Source organism: Streptomyces sp. SKN60 (genome assembly GCF_026236535.1).
Lineage (GTDB): Bacteria > Actinomycetota > Actinomycetes > Streptomycetales > Streptomycetaceae > Streptomyces.
This window is the reverse complement of sequence record NZ_JAHTMW010000016.1, coordinates 1-14,435: the sequence shown is the minus strand read 5'-3', so window position 1 is coordinate 14,435 and position 14,435 is coordinate 1. Positions and strand designations below refer to the sequence as shown.

At 71.5% G+C, this 14,435-nt stretch carries 16 protein-coding genes; 10 read left to right on the top strand and 6 right to left on the bottom strand.

Annotated elements, in window-relative coordinates:
• Window positions 1–110 precede the first annotated feature (110 nt).
• Entirely contained in the window at window positions 111–1,622 is a 1,512-nt protein-coding gene (locus tag KV205_RS25305) for an LVIVD repeat-containing protein (protein ID WP_265866912.1), read from the top strand.
• Here the strand turns inward: KV205_RS25305 and KV205_RS25300 are convergent.
• The 4 genes from KV205_RS25300 to KV205_RS25285 form a co-directional block, all read right to left on the bottom strand.
• Window positions 1,598–2,269 (bottom strand): TetR/AcrR family transcriptional regulator, encoded by a 672-nt coding sequence (locus tag KV205_RS25300; protein WP_265866911.1) that lies wholly within the window; start codon window positions 2,267–2,269, stop codon window positions 1,598–1,600. The two genes, KV205_RS25305 and KV205_RS25300, sit on opposite strands and share 25 nt — an antisense overlap.
• A 129-nt stretch (window positions 2,270–2,398) precedes the next feature.
• Window positions 2,399–3,073, bottom strand: coding sequence for a phosphatase PAP2 family protein (locus KV205_RS25295; protein WP_374214727.1), 675 nt, complete (start codon window positions 3,071–3,073; stop codon window positions 2,399–2,401).
• 105 nt (window positions 3,074–3,178) lie between these two features.
• Window positions 3,179–4,117, bottom strand: coding sequence for a M56 family metallopeptidase (locus KV205_RS25290; protein ID WP_265866909.1), 939 nt, complete (start codon window positions 4,115–4,117; stop codon window positions 3,179–3,181).
• 86 nt (window positions 4,118–4,203) lie between these two features.
• Window positions 4,204–4,788 (bottom strand): DUF5134 domain-containing protein, encoded by a 585-nt coding sequence (locus KV205_RS25285; protein ID WP_265866908.1) that lies wholly within the window; start codon window positions 4,786–4,788, stop codon window positions 4,204–4,206.
• 214 nt (window positions 4,789–5,002) lie between these two features.
• Here KV205_RS25285 and KV205_RS25280 point away from each other — a divergent pair, with 214 nt between their 5' ends.
• Window positions 5,003–5,557, top strand: a complete 555-nt coding sequence (locus KV205_RS25280) for a GNAT family N-acetyltransferase (protein WP_265866907.1) — start codon at window positions 5,003–5,005, stop codon at window positions 5,555–5,557.
• Between the two features lie 34 nt (window positions 5,558–5,591).
• On the opposite strand, the gene KV205_RS25275 is transcribed toward KV205_RS25280, so the two are convergent.
• Entirely contained in the window at window positions 5,592–6,275 is a 684-nt protein-coding gene (locus KV205_RS25275; protein WP_265866905.1) for a glycerophosphodiester phosphodiesterase family protein, read from the bottom strand.
• A gap of 260 nt (window positions 6,276–6,535) precedes the next feature.
• Here KV205_RS25275 and KV205_RS25270 point away from each other — a divergent pair, with 260 nt between their 5' ends.
• From KV205_RS25270 to KV205_RS25250, 5 genes are all read left to right on the top strand, one after another.
• Entirely contained in the window at window positions 6,536–7,936 is a 1,401-nt protein-coding gene (locus KV205_RS25270) for a DUF6421 family protein (RefSeq protein WP_265866904.1), read from the top strand.
• Window positions 7,937–7,968: 32 nt separating this feature from the next.
• Window positions 7,969–8,730, top strand: coding sequence for an SDR family oxidoreductase (locus tag KV205_RS25265; RefSeq protein WP_265866902.1), 762 nt, complete (start codon window positions 7,969–7,971; stop codon window positions 8,728–8,730).
• The gene (locus KV205_RS25260) at window positions 8,727–9,800 is read left to right on the top strand and encodes a low specificity L-threonine aldolase (protein ID WP_265867040.1); all 1,074 of its coding nucleotides are present in this window, start codon (window positions 8,727–8,729) and stop codon (window positions 9,798–9,800) included. Before KV205_RS25265 ends, KV205_RS25260 begins: the two co-directional genes overlap by 4 nt.
• An 86-nt stretch (window positions 9,801–9,886) precedes the next feature.
• Window positions 9,887–10,516 (top strand): transglutaminase family protein, encoded by a 630-nt coding sequence (locus KV205_RS25255; RefSeq protein ID WP_265866901.1) that lies wholly within the window; start codon window positions 9,887–9,889, stop codon window positions 10,514–10,516.
• Complete coding sequence (locus KV205_RS25250; RefSeq protein WP_265866900.1) at window positions 10,513–11,205, top strand: B3/4 domain-containing protein; 693 nt, start codon at window positions 10,513–10,515, stop codon at window positions 11,203–11,205. The genes KV205_RS25255 and KV205_RS25250 overlap by 4 nt, the downstream gene beginning before the upstream one ends.
• A gap of 37 nt (window positions 11,206–11,242) precedes the next feature.
• Here KV205_RS25250 and KV205_RS25245 read toward each other — a convergent pair whose 3' ends face one another.
• Window positions 11,243–11,980 (bottom strand): 1-acyl-sn-glycerol-3-phosphate acyltransferase, encoded by a 738-nt coding sequence (locus KV205_RS25245; protein WP_265866898.1) that lies wholly within the window; start codon window positions 11,978–11,980, stop codon window positions 11,243–11,245.
• A gap of 234 nt (window positions 11,981–12,214) precedes the next feature.
• On the opposite strand from KV205_RS25245, the gene KV205_RS25240 reads away from it, so the two are divergent.
• The 3 genes from KV205_RS25240 (at window position 12,215) to KV205_RS25230 (ending at window position 14,311) form a co-directional block, all read left to right on the top strand.
• Window positions 12,215–12,538, top strand: a complete 324-nt coding sequence (locus KV205_RS25240; RefSeq protein ID WP_265866897.1) for a thioredoxin family protein — start codon at window positions 12,215–12,217, stop codon at window positions 12,536–12,538.
• 219 nt (window positions 12,539–12,757) lie between these two features.
• Window positions 12,758–13,327, top strand: coding sequence for a flavin reductase family protein (locus tag KV205_RS25235; protein ID WP_265866896.1), 570 nt, complete (start codon window positions 12,758–12,760; stop codon window positions 13,325–13,327).
• Between the two features lie 198 nt (window positions 13,328–13,525).
• Window positions 13,526–14,311 carry an electron transfer flavoprotein subunit beta/FixA family protein gene (locus KV205_RS25230; RefSeq protein WP_265866895.1) on the top strand — a complete coding sequence of 262 codons (786 nt, stop codon included), beginning with the start codon at window positions 13,526–13,528 and terminating at the stop codon, window positions 14,309–14,311.
• Window positions 14,312–14,435: the final 124 nt, after the last annotated feature.

Below are 14,435 nucleotides of genomic sequence, written 5' to 3'. Positions count from 1 at the left end.
TCATTACTTCTCTGTTGCCATCTGTTGAGATGTGCACGCTAAGGAAGATACTGCCGGGGTCCATCCGTCGTTCAACTGCGAACGAGATCCAGAGAGGACGGAGTGACTTCGTGCGTACCACGAGTACCCCGCGTGCACGGATCAGAGGCCTGGGCGCGGCGACCGCCGTGGCGGGGCTGCTGATCGGACTGCTCGCCGCAGGACCCGCGGCCGCCACACCCGACCCGGGCGACGCGCCCGTGCGGAACGACGTCACCGCGGAGCAGGCGGCCGACGCCCGTGCCGCCATCGCAAACGGTGAGATACCCGGCGTGGACGAGATCGTCCACAGCGCCAACATCGAACATCTCGTCAACATCCCCAAGGACGCCCTCAAGGGCACCAACTCGGACCTGGCGTTCCAAGGCAAGTACGCCTTCGCCGGGAACTACGACGGCTTCCGGATCTTCGACATCAGCAACCCGAAGGCCCCGAAGACCGTCACCCAGGTGCTCTGCCCCGGATCACAGAACGACGTGTCGGTCTCCGGCAATCTGCTCTTCCTCTCCACCGACTCCTCCCGAAGCGACAACTCCTGCGCGAGCACGTCGCAGCCCGCCTCGGTGAAGGAATCCTGGGAGGGCATGAAGATCTTCGACATCAGCGACATCGCCAACCCGAAGTACGTCGCCGCCGTCGAGACCTCCTGCGGCTCGCACACCCACACCCTGGTGCCCGACCGCAGGAACGTGTACATCTACGTCTCCTCCTACTCGCCCAACGCCGCGTTCCCGGACTGCCAGCCCCCGCACGACGGCATCTCCGTGATCAAGGTCCCGCGCAACGCTCCCGAGCAGGCCAAGGTCGTCGGCTTCCCCGTGCTGTTCCCCGGCGAGGGCCCCGACGGCGGCGGCAACCCCGGCGCGCCCACCAACCCGGGCGTCTCCAAGACCACCGGCTGCCACGACATCACCGTGCTCCCCGGCAAGGACCTGGCCGCCGGCGCCTGCATGGGCGACGGCATCCTGTTCGACATCAAGAACCCCGAGCAGCCCCGGGTGATCGACCGCGTCCAGGACAACGTCAACTTCGCCTTCTGGCACTCGGCGACCTTCAACCAGAAGGCCGACAAGGTCGTCTTCACCGACGAGCTCGGCGGCGGCGGCGCGGCCACCTGCAACGCGGCCGTCGGCCCGGACCGCGGCGCGGACGGCATCTACGACATCGTCGGCAAGGGCGACAAGCGCAAGCTGGTCTTCCGCAGCTACTTCAAGATCCCGCGCCACCAGGCCGACACCGAGAACTGTGTCGCCCACAACGGCTCGCTGATCCCGGTCAGGGGCAAGGACATCATGGTCCAGGCCTGGTACCAGGGCGGCATCTCCGTCTGGGACTTCACCGACTCCCGCCGGCCCCAGGAGATCGCGTACTTCGAGCGCGGCCCGATCTCCGACACCACCCTGGTCGGCGGCGGTTCCTGGTCCGCCTACTACTACAACGGCTTCATCTACTCGAACGACCTGGTCAAGGGCTTCGACGTGCTGAAGCTCAGCGACAGGCGCACCGACAAGGCGCAGCGGATCCGGATGGACGAGCTCAACGTCCAGACCCAGCCGGACTACTTCGAGGACTTCGAGGACTGACGTCCGACCCTCGCCGGTGACGGACCGATCGCACGCGTGCCGCCGGGCGGACCCCCGCCCGGCGGCACGCCGAGCTCCCAGTCCAGGCCGTACCGCTGGAACAGCTCCGCCCGCAGCCGGGCCGCCGGCATCGGCGCCCCCGGCAGCAGCAGCGCGAACACCGCGCCCATGAGCAGCGCCCGCAGCAGCGGGTAGTCGGTCTCCACGTCCTCGGAGCCGTACCGCTCGACGGTGTCCCGCAGCAGCGTCGCGAGCCGCTGCTGCTCCGGGCAGCGCACGAAACCCTCCGCCTGCAGGATCCCCGCCATGTGCGTGCGCATGAGCACCGGCCGCTCCTCGGCGAGCCCCAGGATCGCGTCGATCGCCCGGGCGAGCCGCTCCCGGCCGTCCTCCGGGCGCGGCTCACGCTCCAGGGCCGCCTCCAGGGTCCGGTGCATCAGCCGGTGCACGGCGGACTGCAGCAGCTGGCGCTTGCCCGGGAAGTAGTACGAGACCAGGCCACGGGCCGATCCGGCCCGCTCGGCGATGTCCCCGAGGGTCGTCGCCTCGTAACCGCGCTCCGAGACGAGGTCCACCGTGGCCGCAAGGATCCGGTCACGGGAGCGCCGCCGAAGCTCTTCATTGACCGATGCGCTACGCGGGGACATGCTGGACTCCTGCGTTGACTGGCTCCGAGCCAATATACTCAGCGCGTCCTGTCGTCACGCCCTCGTGGCCGGCGACGGGACCTGCCGTCTGTTCTGGGCGACGCGGGGGATCGTCCAGGACAGGCGGCTTCATCGTGTGCCTTCCATTCTGCTCCCGGCACCCGGCTCCGCGGCCGGCGGCCCACCCGCCGCCACCAGGCGGTACGTGATGATCGTCACGGCCGCGCAGCACCAGCCGAACAGCCAGCCGGCCAGGACGTCCGAGGTCCAGTGGACGCCCAGATAGACCCGGGTCCAGCCCACGCCGAGCACGGACACCAACGCCGCCCCGGCGAGCGTGCCCCAGCCCCGCCACCCCTCCTTCCAGTGCAGCGCCAGCACCCAGAGCAGCAGCCCGCAGGCGACCGCCGCCGTCATGGCGTGGCCGGAGGGGAACGCCGCGTACGGCGCCGAGTCGACGGGATCCGGCCACCGCGGGCGGGCCCGCCCCACCGCCGTCTTCAGGCCCTGCTGGAGCAGCCAGGCCAGCAGGGTGGCGCCGGTGATCCACAGCGCGAGCAGCCGCTCGCCCCGGCGCAGCAGCCAGACCACCGCCAGCAGGGTCAGTGCGCGCATGGTCCACGGGTCCCAGACCCAGTCCGTCAGGATCCGGTTGACCTGCGTGAAGCCGGGATGGGCCACCGCGTGGCGATGCAGGGCGTCGGACACCTCCCGGTCGAAGGAGAGCAACGGGGACCACCCCACCGCCACGAGGACGAGGAGCAGCACGCCCAGGGCGCCGGACACGACGGCGGAGATGCGCATGGCCCGCATCCTGCCCGACGGCGGGCCGGCGGCGTGCGCGCGGGGTCGGCCGCGTCGTGCACGGCGGTCGGTCGCGGACCGGGGGCAGGGGACCGTGGACAGCGGTCAGCCGAGGGCGCGCAGCGCCGGCACGAAGGCCACGAACACCGGGACCACCGGGACGAGCGCCGCCGCGGCCGTGAGCCGCAGCCGGCGGCCCGCGGTCAGCCGCGGAGTGGCGCTGAGCAGCCGGTTCACCCGCTCCGGAAGCCCGGCGTCCGGAGCCGTGCCCGGGCCGAACACGCCCCGGTCCTCGTTGAGTTCCACCAGGGCCAGGGCCACCGTGAGCCGCCCGAAACGGCGCGAGGCCACGTCGTCGGCCGCCAGCTCCACCAGCCGGTGCATCTCGCCGCGGAAGGCCGCGAAGACCGGCACGCCCGGGAAACCGTCCGCGAGCGCCGCCGCGCAGTGCAGCAGCCAGTCGTGCCGCGCCCGGGCGTGTCCCTGCTCGTGCGCGAGCACCGCGTCCAGCTGCCGGCCCTTGAGCCGGCGCAGCGCGGCCGTGGTGATGACGAGCCGCGGCGTCCCGCCGGGCAGCCACCAGGCATCCGACCGCTCGCCCTCCAGGACCACGAGCCGGGCGCTGCCCGAGGGCTCCTCGCCGGGCAACAGCGGCGCCCGGACGAGCAGTTCGGCACGGCGCTGCCGGCGGCGGGCCCGCGCCCGGCCGATCTCCCGGCCCAGCATCGCCCCGGTCCACAGCCCGCCGGCCGCGAGGACCACGGCGAGCGCCGCCGACCACGGGCCGCTCGTCCCCAGCTCGTACGCCTCGATGACGGCGCGCGGCGCGGGCGCGAAGACCTGGCCGCGCACCTCCTGCCAGGCCGCCGCCGCGCTGAACGTCATCGACAGCGCGAAGCTCAGCAGCACGCCGGCCACCACGCACTGCCACACCCACAGCGCCACCACGGGTTCCCGTTCCACCCAGTCGGCCCGCGCGAGAAGTCGCGGGGCGACGACGGCGGTCAGGACGCCGAGCACGAGCAGCGCGAGGGAGACCAACATGACGTCAGCCTATGAGTGCGGTACCAGGCCGGGGTATGGCCTCGCACGGCAAGTGACGCACGCCACGGTTTGATTCGCCCCCGAGGTCAGAGCGCGAGGAGCATCGCCAGCATCGCGAGCCCCATCGACAACCGGCACACCAGCGTCAGTTCCCCGGCGGCGGTGCCCGTGGTGCCGGTCCGTATGCGCGCCGCCCCCGTGGCAGCGGCCACCGGCACGAGCCGGGCGCCCGAACGCAGCACGTACACCCCGTAATAGGCGAGCAGTACCCCCGTGAGCACGGGTATGCCGCCGCTCGCGCCGGCCGCCCCGCCGTGCCCCGCGTGCCCGCCCGCCCCGGCGGGGGCCGCGGCCATCGCGAGCGCCATGTAGACCATCGCGAGCGAGCCCACCAGATGGTGCAGATGGTGCCCGCCGTGGCGCACCGCCGCGACGAGCCCGTGCAGCGCGGCGAGGCCGAACACCCCCGCGTACAGCACCCAGCTCCACTCGGGCGGGGTGAGCACCGCGGCCGGCAGGGCCATCGCGGCCATGCCGAAGCCCATCACGGCCTCGCTCCCGGCCGCACCCCGCTCAGCCGCCCCGCCCGCCCGCATCCGCAGCAGGCAGTACGCCCCGCTGGCCGCGCACAGCGCCACGAGCAGCCACCCGGACAACGCCGGTCCGTGCACGCCGCACACCCCCCTCCTCGCGGTCCCGACGCTCCGTGCATGCCCGCAGGTCCCCACGGTCACGCGGGCGTACGGGCGCGCACGGGTGTACGAGGGGGAGTGCGGGGGCGCGCGCCAGGCGTCGCGGACCCGGCCGAGATCCACAAGCCATGCCCTAGGCTCGGGAGCGATCGCGTCCGTCGATCGTCCGCGCCCGAGGGGAGACCCGCACACCATGGACACCGCCGCGCCCCGGCTGACCGCCGCCCCCGTGACCTACCGCGACGCCGTCCTGGACGACGTGCCGGCCCTCGTCCCGCTCGTCGAGTCGGCCTACCGGGGCGACTCCAGCCGGGCCGGCTGGACCACCGAGGCGGACATCCTGCAGGGGCAGCGCACGGACGCCGAGGGCGTCGCGGCGGTCATCACCACGGCCGGCAGCCGACTCATGGTCGTGGAGCGGGACGGCGTGATCGTCGCCTGCTGCCAGCTGGAACACCGCGGCGAGGCCGCCTACTTCGGCATGTTCGCGGTCAGCCCCGAGCTTCAGGGCGCCGGTCTCGGCCGGCAGATCATCACCGAGGCCGAGCGCCGGGTGCGCGAGCTGTGGGACGTGCGCGAGATGCACATGACGGTGATCTCGGTGCGCGAGGAGCTGATCGCCTGGTACGAGCGGCGCGGCTACCGCCGTACGGGCCGGATGACCCCCTTCCCGTACGGCGACGAGCGCTTCGGCGTGCCGCAGCGCGACGACCTGGAGTTCGAGCTCCTGGTGAAGCCGCTGGGCTGAGCCCCGCCCCGGCGCCCCGGACCGGCGGCCCCGCTCAGGCCGTGAAGCGGCCCGTACGGCGGATCTCCGGGCGGTCGGTGGTGGCGCCGTCGAGGCCCAGGGCGCGGGCGAGCCGCAGCTCGTCCTGGCTGTTCACCACCCAGCCGATCACCCGAAGCCCCGCCCGGTGCGCCGTGTCGACGGTGTGCAGGGTGACGTGCCGGATGTTGAGGACGAGCGCCGCCGCGCCGACCGCGAGCGCGCGCTCCGTCACCTCGTCCTGTTCCCGGTCGGCGACCAGCGCGGTGCGCACCCCGGGGACCAGGCCGCGGATCTCCGCGAGGGCCTCGTCATGGAAGGACAGCACCTCCACCCGCCCGGTCAGCCCGCGCCCGTCGATCACCTCGGCCAGCGCCCGGGCCGCCGCGACGTCCTTGATCTCGGCCTGGAGCGGGGCCCGGACCGCCGCCAGGACCTCCTCGAAGACCGGGATCCGCTCCCCGGCGCCCGCGTCGAGCTCTTTCAGCTCCGCGAGCGTCTTTCCGGCGATCGGTCCGGTGCCGTCCGTGGTCCGGTCGACGTCGGCGTCGTGCATGACGACGAGCGCGCCGTCCTTGCTGAGGTGGAGGTCGAGTTCGATGGCGTCCATGCCGGCCCGCTCGGCCCGGACGAAGGAGAGCAGGGTGTTCTCGGGCGCGACGCCCATGACTCCGCGGTGACCGATGGTGAGGAAACTCAAGATCTTCTCGCTTCCGTCGAGGTCCGCAGCCCCGGCCGTGCCGGGCGCCGATCGGCTCCTTGGCGCAGCCTAGTAGCTGAGGACGAAACGGGAAGCGGGCGCGCGGAACCCCGCATTTCTCGGCTTCACACCCCGCCAGACAGGAAAATTAGCGGTGACACCGGGGGTGTGGCAGGAGAATTTTTCCTGCTCCCCTTGTGAGGCGGGCCCGTCCCTGGTTACGGTGGGTTGACGCAAGGTTCTCCTGTGGAGGAAGAGAAATGACGGAAATTCTTGTGCAGGACGTGACCGGTGAGGGGATAGCCGCCGACACCGTGGTGGTCGACCACCCTGCCTGGACCGAGCTCAAGAATGCCGTGGAGGAGCTCCGCCCCTGGCAGAGCGCGGACGGCTCCATCGACTTCGCCGCCGAGGGCGCCCCGGCCCGTGCCCTCGCCGAGAAGACCGTCGAGCGGATGGTCGCCGCGGTCGAGCAGCTCTCCCCGCTGCTCCCGCACGACGCCGCGTACCACCGCGCCCTCGTCGCCGACCTGCGCAAGTGGGCCGCCGCGGGCTTCGAGGTGCCGGACTTCCTCGACGCGCTGATGGCCTTCCACCCGGCCGCCGACCGCCGGGACGGCCTGCAGCACCTCGTCGTCTTCCCGATGTACACCCAGAACGGCAACCCGGACCGCAACTTCGAGGCCGTCGTCCTCCGCATGGTGTGGCCGGAGTGGCTCTCCGAGCTGGAGGCCGCCCGCTTCGACAACCCGGGCTACATCGGCATCACCTTCGAGGACTTCACCGCCGGGTACGACACCAACTCGGCCGTCCTCTTCCCGGAGACCGTCGCGGTCCGCGAGGTCCCGGAGCGCTTCACCTGGGGCGGCATCTTCTGCGACCGCGAGGCCGCGCGCTTCCGCAAGGTGACCGAGGCCGCCGTCGACACCCTGGGCCTGGAGCTGCCGGCGGACATCGCCGCCATGCTCGGCGACCAGAAGCGCTGCGAGCAGGCCTTCGCCCTGTGGGACCTGGTCCACGACCGCGCCCACAGCCGCGGCGACCTGCCCTTCGACCCGTTCATGATCAAGCAGCGCCAGCCGTTCTGGATGTACGGCCTGGAGGAGCTGCGCTGCGACCTGACCGCGTTCAAGGCGTCGGTGCAGCTGGAGGCCGAGGGCAACGAGCACGGCCGTGACGTGCAGTACGCGGTGCTCTTCGACCGGATGTTCCGCTTCCCGCTCACCGGCGACCGCACCCGCAACTACGACGGCCTCGGCGGCCAGCTGCTCTTCGCCTACCTCCACAAGCACGACGTGGTGCGCTGGACCGACAACACGCTGACCATCGACTGGCAGCGCGCCCCCGAGGTCACCAACCAGCTGTGCGGCGAGATCGAGACCCTCTACCGCGACGGCATCGACCGCCCCAAGCTGGTGCACTGGTTCAAGGCGTACGAGCTGGTCTCCACCTACCTCGCCCCGCACCCGGGCTCCAAGTGGGCCAAGGGCCCCGACGCCCTCGACGTCTCCCTCCCGCCGCGCAAGCTCGTCGACGACGTGCTTCCGGACGAGTTTCCGCTCAGCATGTTCTTTGAGGCACTCTCCAAGAAGATGAAGGGCGTGATCGCCGACACCAAGGGCATCACCGCCGCGGACATGCCCGAGCGGGCCGCCGCGTGACCGACGGTACGGAGCTCACGGAGGAGTCGTCCATGAACGCCAACGGAAACGGTGGGCCGCTCGACGGCGCCGTCATCGCGGTCGCCGGCGCGGCCGGCCCGGCCGGCCGCGCGACCCTGCTGCGGCTCGCCGAGGCGGGCGCGACCGTGGTCGCCTCCGACGCCGACCCGGCGCGGCTCGCCGAGGCCGTCGACGCCGCCCGCTACGCCCACGGCGGCGCCACGGTCACCGGCGACACGGTCGACCTGCTCGACCTGGAGGCCACCCGCGAGTGGGCCGCCAAGACCGAGAAGGAGTTCGGCCGGGTCGACGGCCTGGTCCACCTCGTCGGCGGCTGGCGCGGCGCGCCCTCCTTCGCCGAGACCGACCTCAAGGACTGGGACTTCCTGGAGAAGCTCCTCATCCGCACGGTCCAGCACACCTCGCTCGCCTTCCACGACGGACTGCTGCGCAGCGGCGGCCGCGGCCGCTACGCGCTGATCAGCCAGGTCGGCGCGCACAAGCCGCAGGCCAACAACGCCGCGTACAACGCCGGCAAGGCCGCGGCCGAGGCCTGGACGCTCGCCATGGCGGACTCCTTCCGCAAACTGGGGGGCGACGAGGGGCCGCAGGCGGCCGCTGCGATCCTGGTGATCAAGGCACTGGTGCACGACGCGATGCGCGCGGAGCGCCCCAATGCGAAGTTCGCGGGCTTCACCGACGTCAAGGAACTGGCCGACGCCGTCGCCGGACTCTGGGACCGGCCCGCACAGGAAGTGAATGGACAGCGCCTGTGGCTGACCCCCAAGCCCTGACCGCGGCCTCGCGGACCGATGCCCGTCGTCACCACGACCCCTCGGTCCGCGGCTTCGCCAGCGACAACTACGCCGGAGTCCATCCGGAGGTCCTCGCGGCCATCGCCCTCGCCAACGGCGGCCACCAGGTCGCCTACGGCGAGGACGAGTACACCGATCACCTGCAGCGGATCATGCACAGCCACTTCGGCCCCACGGCCGAGGCGTTCCCCGTCTTCAACGGGACCGGGGCCAACGTGACCGCGCTGCAGGCGCTCACCGACCGCTGGGGCGCGGTGATCTGCGCCGAGTCCGCGCACATCAACGTGGACGAGGGCGGCGCGCCCGAGCGGATGGGCGGCCTCAAGCTGCTCACCGTGCCCACCCCGGACGGCAAGCTCACCCCCGAGCTGATCGACCGGCAGGCCTGGGGCTGGGAGGACGAGCACCGGGCGATGCCGCAGGTCGTCTCGATCACCCAGAACACCGAGCTCGGCACCGTCTACACGGTCGAGGAGATCCGCGCGATCGTGGACCACGCCCACGCCAAGGGCATGAAGGTCCACCTCGACGGCGCCCGGATAGCCAACGCGGCCGCGTCCCTGAACGTGCCGATGCGCGCGTTCACCAACGCGGTCGGCGTCGACGTCCTCTCGTACGGCGGCACCAAGAACGGCATGATGTTCGGCGAGGCCGTGGTCGTCCTCAACCCGGACGCGGTCAGCCACATGAAGCACCTGCGCAAGCTGTCCATGCAGCTCGCCTCCAAGATGCGCTTCGTGTCGGTCCAGTTGGAGGCGCTGCTCGCCAAGGACCTGTGGCTGCGCAACGCCTCTCACGCCAACGCGATGGCCCAGCGCCTCGCGGCCGGCGTGCGGGGCGTGGACGGGGTGGAGATCCTCTACCCGGTGCAGGCCAACGCGGTCTTCGCCCGGCTGCCGCACGAGGTCAGCCGGCGCCTGCAGGAGCGTTTCCGCTTCTACTTCTGGGACGAGGCGGCCGGCGACGTGCGCTGGATGTGCTCCTTCGACACCACGGAGGACGACGTCGACGCCTTCCTCCAGGCGCTGAAGGAAGAGATGTCGCGCTAGCCGTCCCTGGCGCGACGCTGCATGGATATGCGGTCGGGTGGAAAGTCATTGACTTCCGTCCGGCCGCATTCCTATGCTCGCGACGCATGGAACTCATCCAGCAGAACCCTGACATCTCTGCCTACTTGGTTGCCGACGAGGCGGTCGACCATGTCCACCCGCTGGTACGGGAGACTGCCGACCGGCTCTGGATGGAGCACCCCGACGCATACTCATACGCCGAAGCCGCCTACGCGTTCGTCCGCGACACCATCCCGCACTCCGCCGACTCCGGAGACTCGAGGGTCCCCTGGCGCGCCTCCGAGGTCCTCGCGACCCGCAACGGCATCTGCGTCTCCAAGTCGCACGCCCTCGCCGCGCTCCTGCGCGTGCGGGGCATCCCCACGGCCTTCTGCTACCAGCGGCTCACCGAGGACGGCGCCGACCCGATGGTGCACGGCCTCGTCGCCGTCCTGCTGCCCGGGCGGTCCCGGTGGTCCCGGCTGGATCCGCGGGGCAACAAGCCCGGGGTGGACGCGCGGTTCTCCCTCGACGAGGAGCGGCTGGCCTGGCCCGTACGGGCAGAGTTCAGTGAAGTGGACTACCCGGTGCTTTATGATGGACCACATCCGGTCGTGCTGCACGCCCTGCAGGCTGCCGCCGACCGGCCCCACCTCTGGGCGATCTTCCCCACCGCACTCCCGAACGCACTCCCGACCCCGAACGGCGGATCATGACCCTGACGCTCACCGTCTCCGACGAGGTCCGCACCCTCGTCCCCGGCTTCACCCACCTCGCCGTCGAGGCCCGCGGACTCGTCAACGGGCCCAGCGACGCGACCAGTTCGGCCCTGCTCGACGACGCCGCCCGGCGGCTCGCGGCGCGGCTCGACGGGCGCACCCCGGACCAGGACCCGCACGTGGCCGCCTGGCGCGCCGCGTACACGGCCTTCGGCGCCAAGCCCTCCCGTACCCGCAACTCCGCCGAGGCGCTCGCCAAGCGCGCGCTCGCGGACGGCGGACTGCCCCGGATCAACCGGCTCGTCGACGCCTACAACGCGATCAGCGTCGCCCATCTGATCCCGGTCGGCGGCGAGGACCTGAACCGGATCCAGGGCGGCATGCGGCTGATCCGGGCCACCGGCGAGGAGGAGTTCGTCACCGTCTCCGGCGGCGAGCAGACCGTCGAGCACCCCGAGACGGGCGAGGTCGTCTGGTGCGACGAGGCGGGCGTCACCTGCCGTCGCTGGAACTGGCGCCAGGGCCCGCGCACCCGCATCGACGACGACACCACCGACGCGCTCTTCCTGCTGGAATCGCTCGCGCCGATGACCCTCGACGAGCTCCGCGCGGCCGGCGACGAACTCGCCGAACTGCTCGTGAAGGTCAGCCCCGGGGCCCGGATCACCGTCCGCGACCCCGAGTGAACTTGCCGGTGAGCTGCTGAGGGCGCGCCCCGGGGGGCTACTGCTGCTCGCGGCGCTCCGCGGCCTTCAGCTCCTCCGGCGTCGGCGCCGTGCCCCCGAGGTGCGCGGGCACCCACCACGTGTCGCTCGCGTCCTTGGGACGCACCGGGTAGGCCCGCTGCGCCGCCTCCAGGAGCTCCTGCACCCGTTCCCGCAGCCGCCGGGTGATCGCGCCCGCGTACTGGTCGGCCGGCGCCTCCACCGGCTCGCCGACCCGGATCGTGATCGGGATGTGGCTGCGCCTGAAGTTCCGCGGCCGGCCCTTGGTCCACACCCGCTGGGTGCCCCACAGCGCCATCGGGATCAGCGGCACACCGGCCTCCTGAGCCAGGCGCGCCGCACCCGACTTGAAGCTCTTCAGCGTGAACGACTGCGAGATGGTCGCCTCGGGGAAGACACCCACGATCTCGCCCGAGCGCAGCGCGCTCAGCGCGTGCTGGTAGGCGTGCTCGCCCTGCGAGCGGTCCACCGGGATGTGCTTCATCGCGCGCATCAGCGGCCCCGACACCTTGTGCCGGAACACCGACTCCTTCGCCATGAAGCGCACCAGACGCTGCTGCGGCAGCGCGGCCAGACCGGTGAAGATGAAGTCCAGATAGCTGATGTGATTGCTCACGAGCACCGCGCCGCCCTGGCGGGGGATGTGCTGCGACCCCTGGGTGTCGATCTTCAGGTCCAGCGCCTTGAACATGGTCTTGGCGACGCCGATGACCGGCCGATAGACGAGCTCTGCCATCTGGGAGGAACCCCTTACGTCTGTGCCCGGGGAGGGTTCTCCCGGCGAAGTTACGCGGCCGTAGGTTTTCGGCTTTGGGCAGATCGTGCCCCATGTGGGAGCCGGTGACCAGTCCTGACGGCTTCGTACGGGGAGATTCTCGTCACTCCGGGTGGTCGTGGCGGGAATGCGACGGTCCCGCGGGGCGCTGGACCAGGCAGAACGGCTCAGCGGATACGAGGAGGAGCAAAGCGGATGACCGAAGTCCCGGGCGAGGCCCTCGGCGTGGCGGAACTGGGCGCCGAACTGGGGGAGAAGGCCACCCTGGTCCAGTTCTCCACCGCCTTCTGCCAGCCCTGCCGGGCCACCCGCCGCACCCTCACCGAGGTCGCCGCCATGGTCGAGGGCGTCGGCCACGTGGAGATCGACGCCGAGGAGCGGCTCGACCTCGTACGCGCCCTCGGCATCGCCCGTACGCCCACCGTCCTGGTCCTCGACCGGGACGGCCGGATCGTCCGCCGCGCCACCGGGCAGCCCCGTAAGGCCGATGTCATCGCCGCGCTCGGCCACGCGGTCTGACGCCGTGACGCCGCTCGCGGAGGGCCGTGACGCTGCTCCCAGATACCGGTACGCACTTGACTGCACACGTCAACGATCGTCAGTCTGGCGTAATGGCTCAAGAACTCCTTCTCTACGGCCGGGCCCACGTGGACCTGGCCCGCAATGCGAGCGCGCGCTGTCCGGGTGTCTGACGAACCCCCGACCTCTCGCACCCCGCCCTCGCAGAAGGACAACTCCATGACGGTCTCGCCCGAGCTCCGCACGCTCCCGCCGATTCCCTCCGCCGCCTCCGCCACCTCGGCCCCCTCCGTCCTCGCCGGCGCCCCGCGCCCCGGCTCGCCCGAACTGCTGCGTTCCGTCTTCCGCCGGCACGCCGCCGGCGTCGCGGTCGTCACCGCGTACGGCGACGGGCGCCCGGTCGGCTTCACCGCCACCTCGCTCAACTCCGTCGCCGCCGAACCCCCGCTGATCTCCTTCGGCGTGGGCACCGGCTCCTCCAGCTGGCCCGTCCTCGCCGGGGCCGAGCACATCGGCGTGCACATACTCGGCGACCACCAGGGGGACCTGGCGGCCACCTTCGCCCGCAGCGGCGCCGACCGCTTCGCCGCGCCCACCCGCTGGAGCCACGGCCCCGAGGGCGTGCCGGTCCTGGACGGGGTGCTCGCCTGGCTGGTGTGCCGGGTGGTGGCCAGGGTCCCGGCCGGCGACCACCGGATCGTCATCGCCGAGGCCGTGGCCGGCGACCCGGACGGCGCGGGCCGTCCGCTGCTCTACCACCAGGGGCGCTTCAACGCCCTGCGCGACTGAGAGTTCCCGTACGGCCCGGTCGGGGGCGTTGGCAAGGTCACACGGCTGAGCGCTTGCTCACTGGTAACGAACTGGGTGTACTGACGAGTAATATTTCGCTCGGGGCGTCGGACGCCCCGACCGGAAACCCGCCCTTCAGGCGCCTATGCTGCGAGCAACAAGGCAGCCCAGTTATGACGATGCAGTAGGAGAGCCGGCGTGAGCTTGAGGATCGTTGTCTGTGTGAAGTACGTGCCGGACGCCACGGGCGACCGGAAGTTCGCGGACGACCTGACGGTCGACCGCGACGACGTCGACGGCCTGCTTTCGGAGCTCGACGAGTACGCGGTCGAGCAGGCGCTGCAGATCGCCGAAGAGGCGGACGACGCCGAGGTCACCGTCCTCACGGTCGGCCCCGAGGACGCCAAGGACGCGCTGCGCAAGGCGCTCTCCATGGGCGCCGACAAGGCCGTCCACGTCGAGGACGACGACCTGCACGGCACCGACGTCATGGGCACCTCGCTGGTGCTCGCCAAGGCGATCGAGAAGACCGGCTACGACGTCGTGATCGCCGGCATGGCCTCCACCGACGGCACCATGGGCGTCCTCCCGGCGATCCTGGCCGAGCGCCTGGGCGTCCCGCAGGTCACCCTGCTCTCCGAGGTCAAGGTCGAGGACGGCGTCGTGACGGGCCGCCGCGACGGCGACACCGCCTCCGAGCAGCTTCAGGCCGCCCTCCCGGCCGTCGTCTCCGTGACGGACCAGTCGGGCGAGGCCCGCTACCCGTCCTTCAAGGGCATCATGGCCGCCAAGAAGAAGCCGGTGGAGTCCCTGGACCTGTCCGACCTCGACATCGAGGCGGAGGAGGTCGGCCTGGAGGGCTCCTGGACCAAGGTCGACGAGGCGAACGAGCGCCCCGCCCGCAGCAAGGGCACGATCGTCACGGACGAGGGCGAGGGCGGCAAGCAGCTGGCCGAGTTCCTCGCGGGCCAGAAGTTCATCTAAGGCCCGCGCGAACCCCGCCGTTCGCTGTTTCCCCGACCTCCCCCGTTTCTTCCGCAGGAGATTGAAGTCCCATGGCTGAGATTCTCGTCTACGTCGACCACGTCGACGGAGCCGTCCGCAAGCC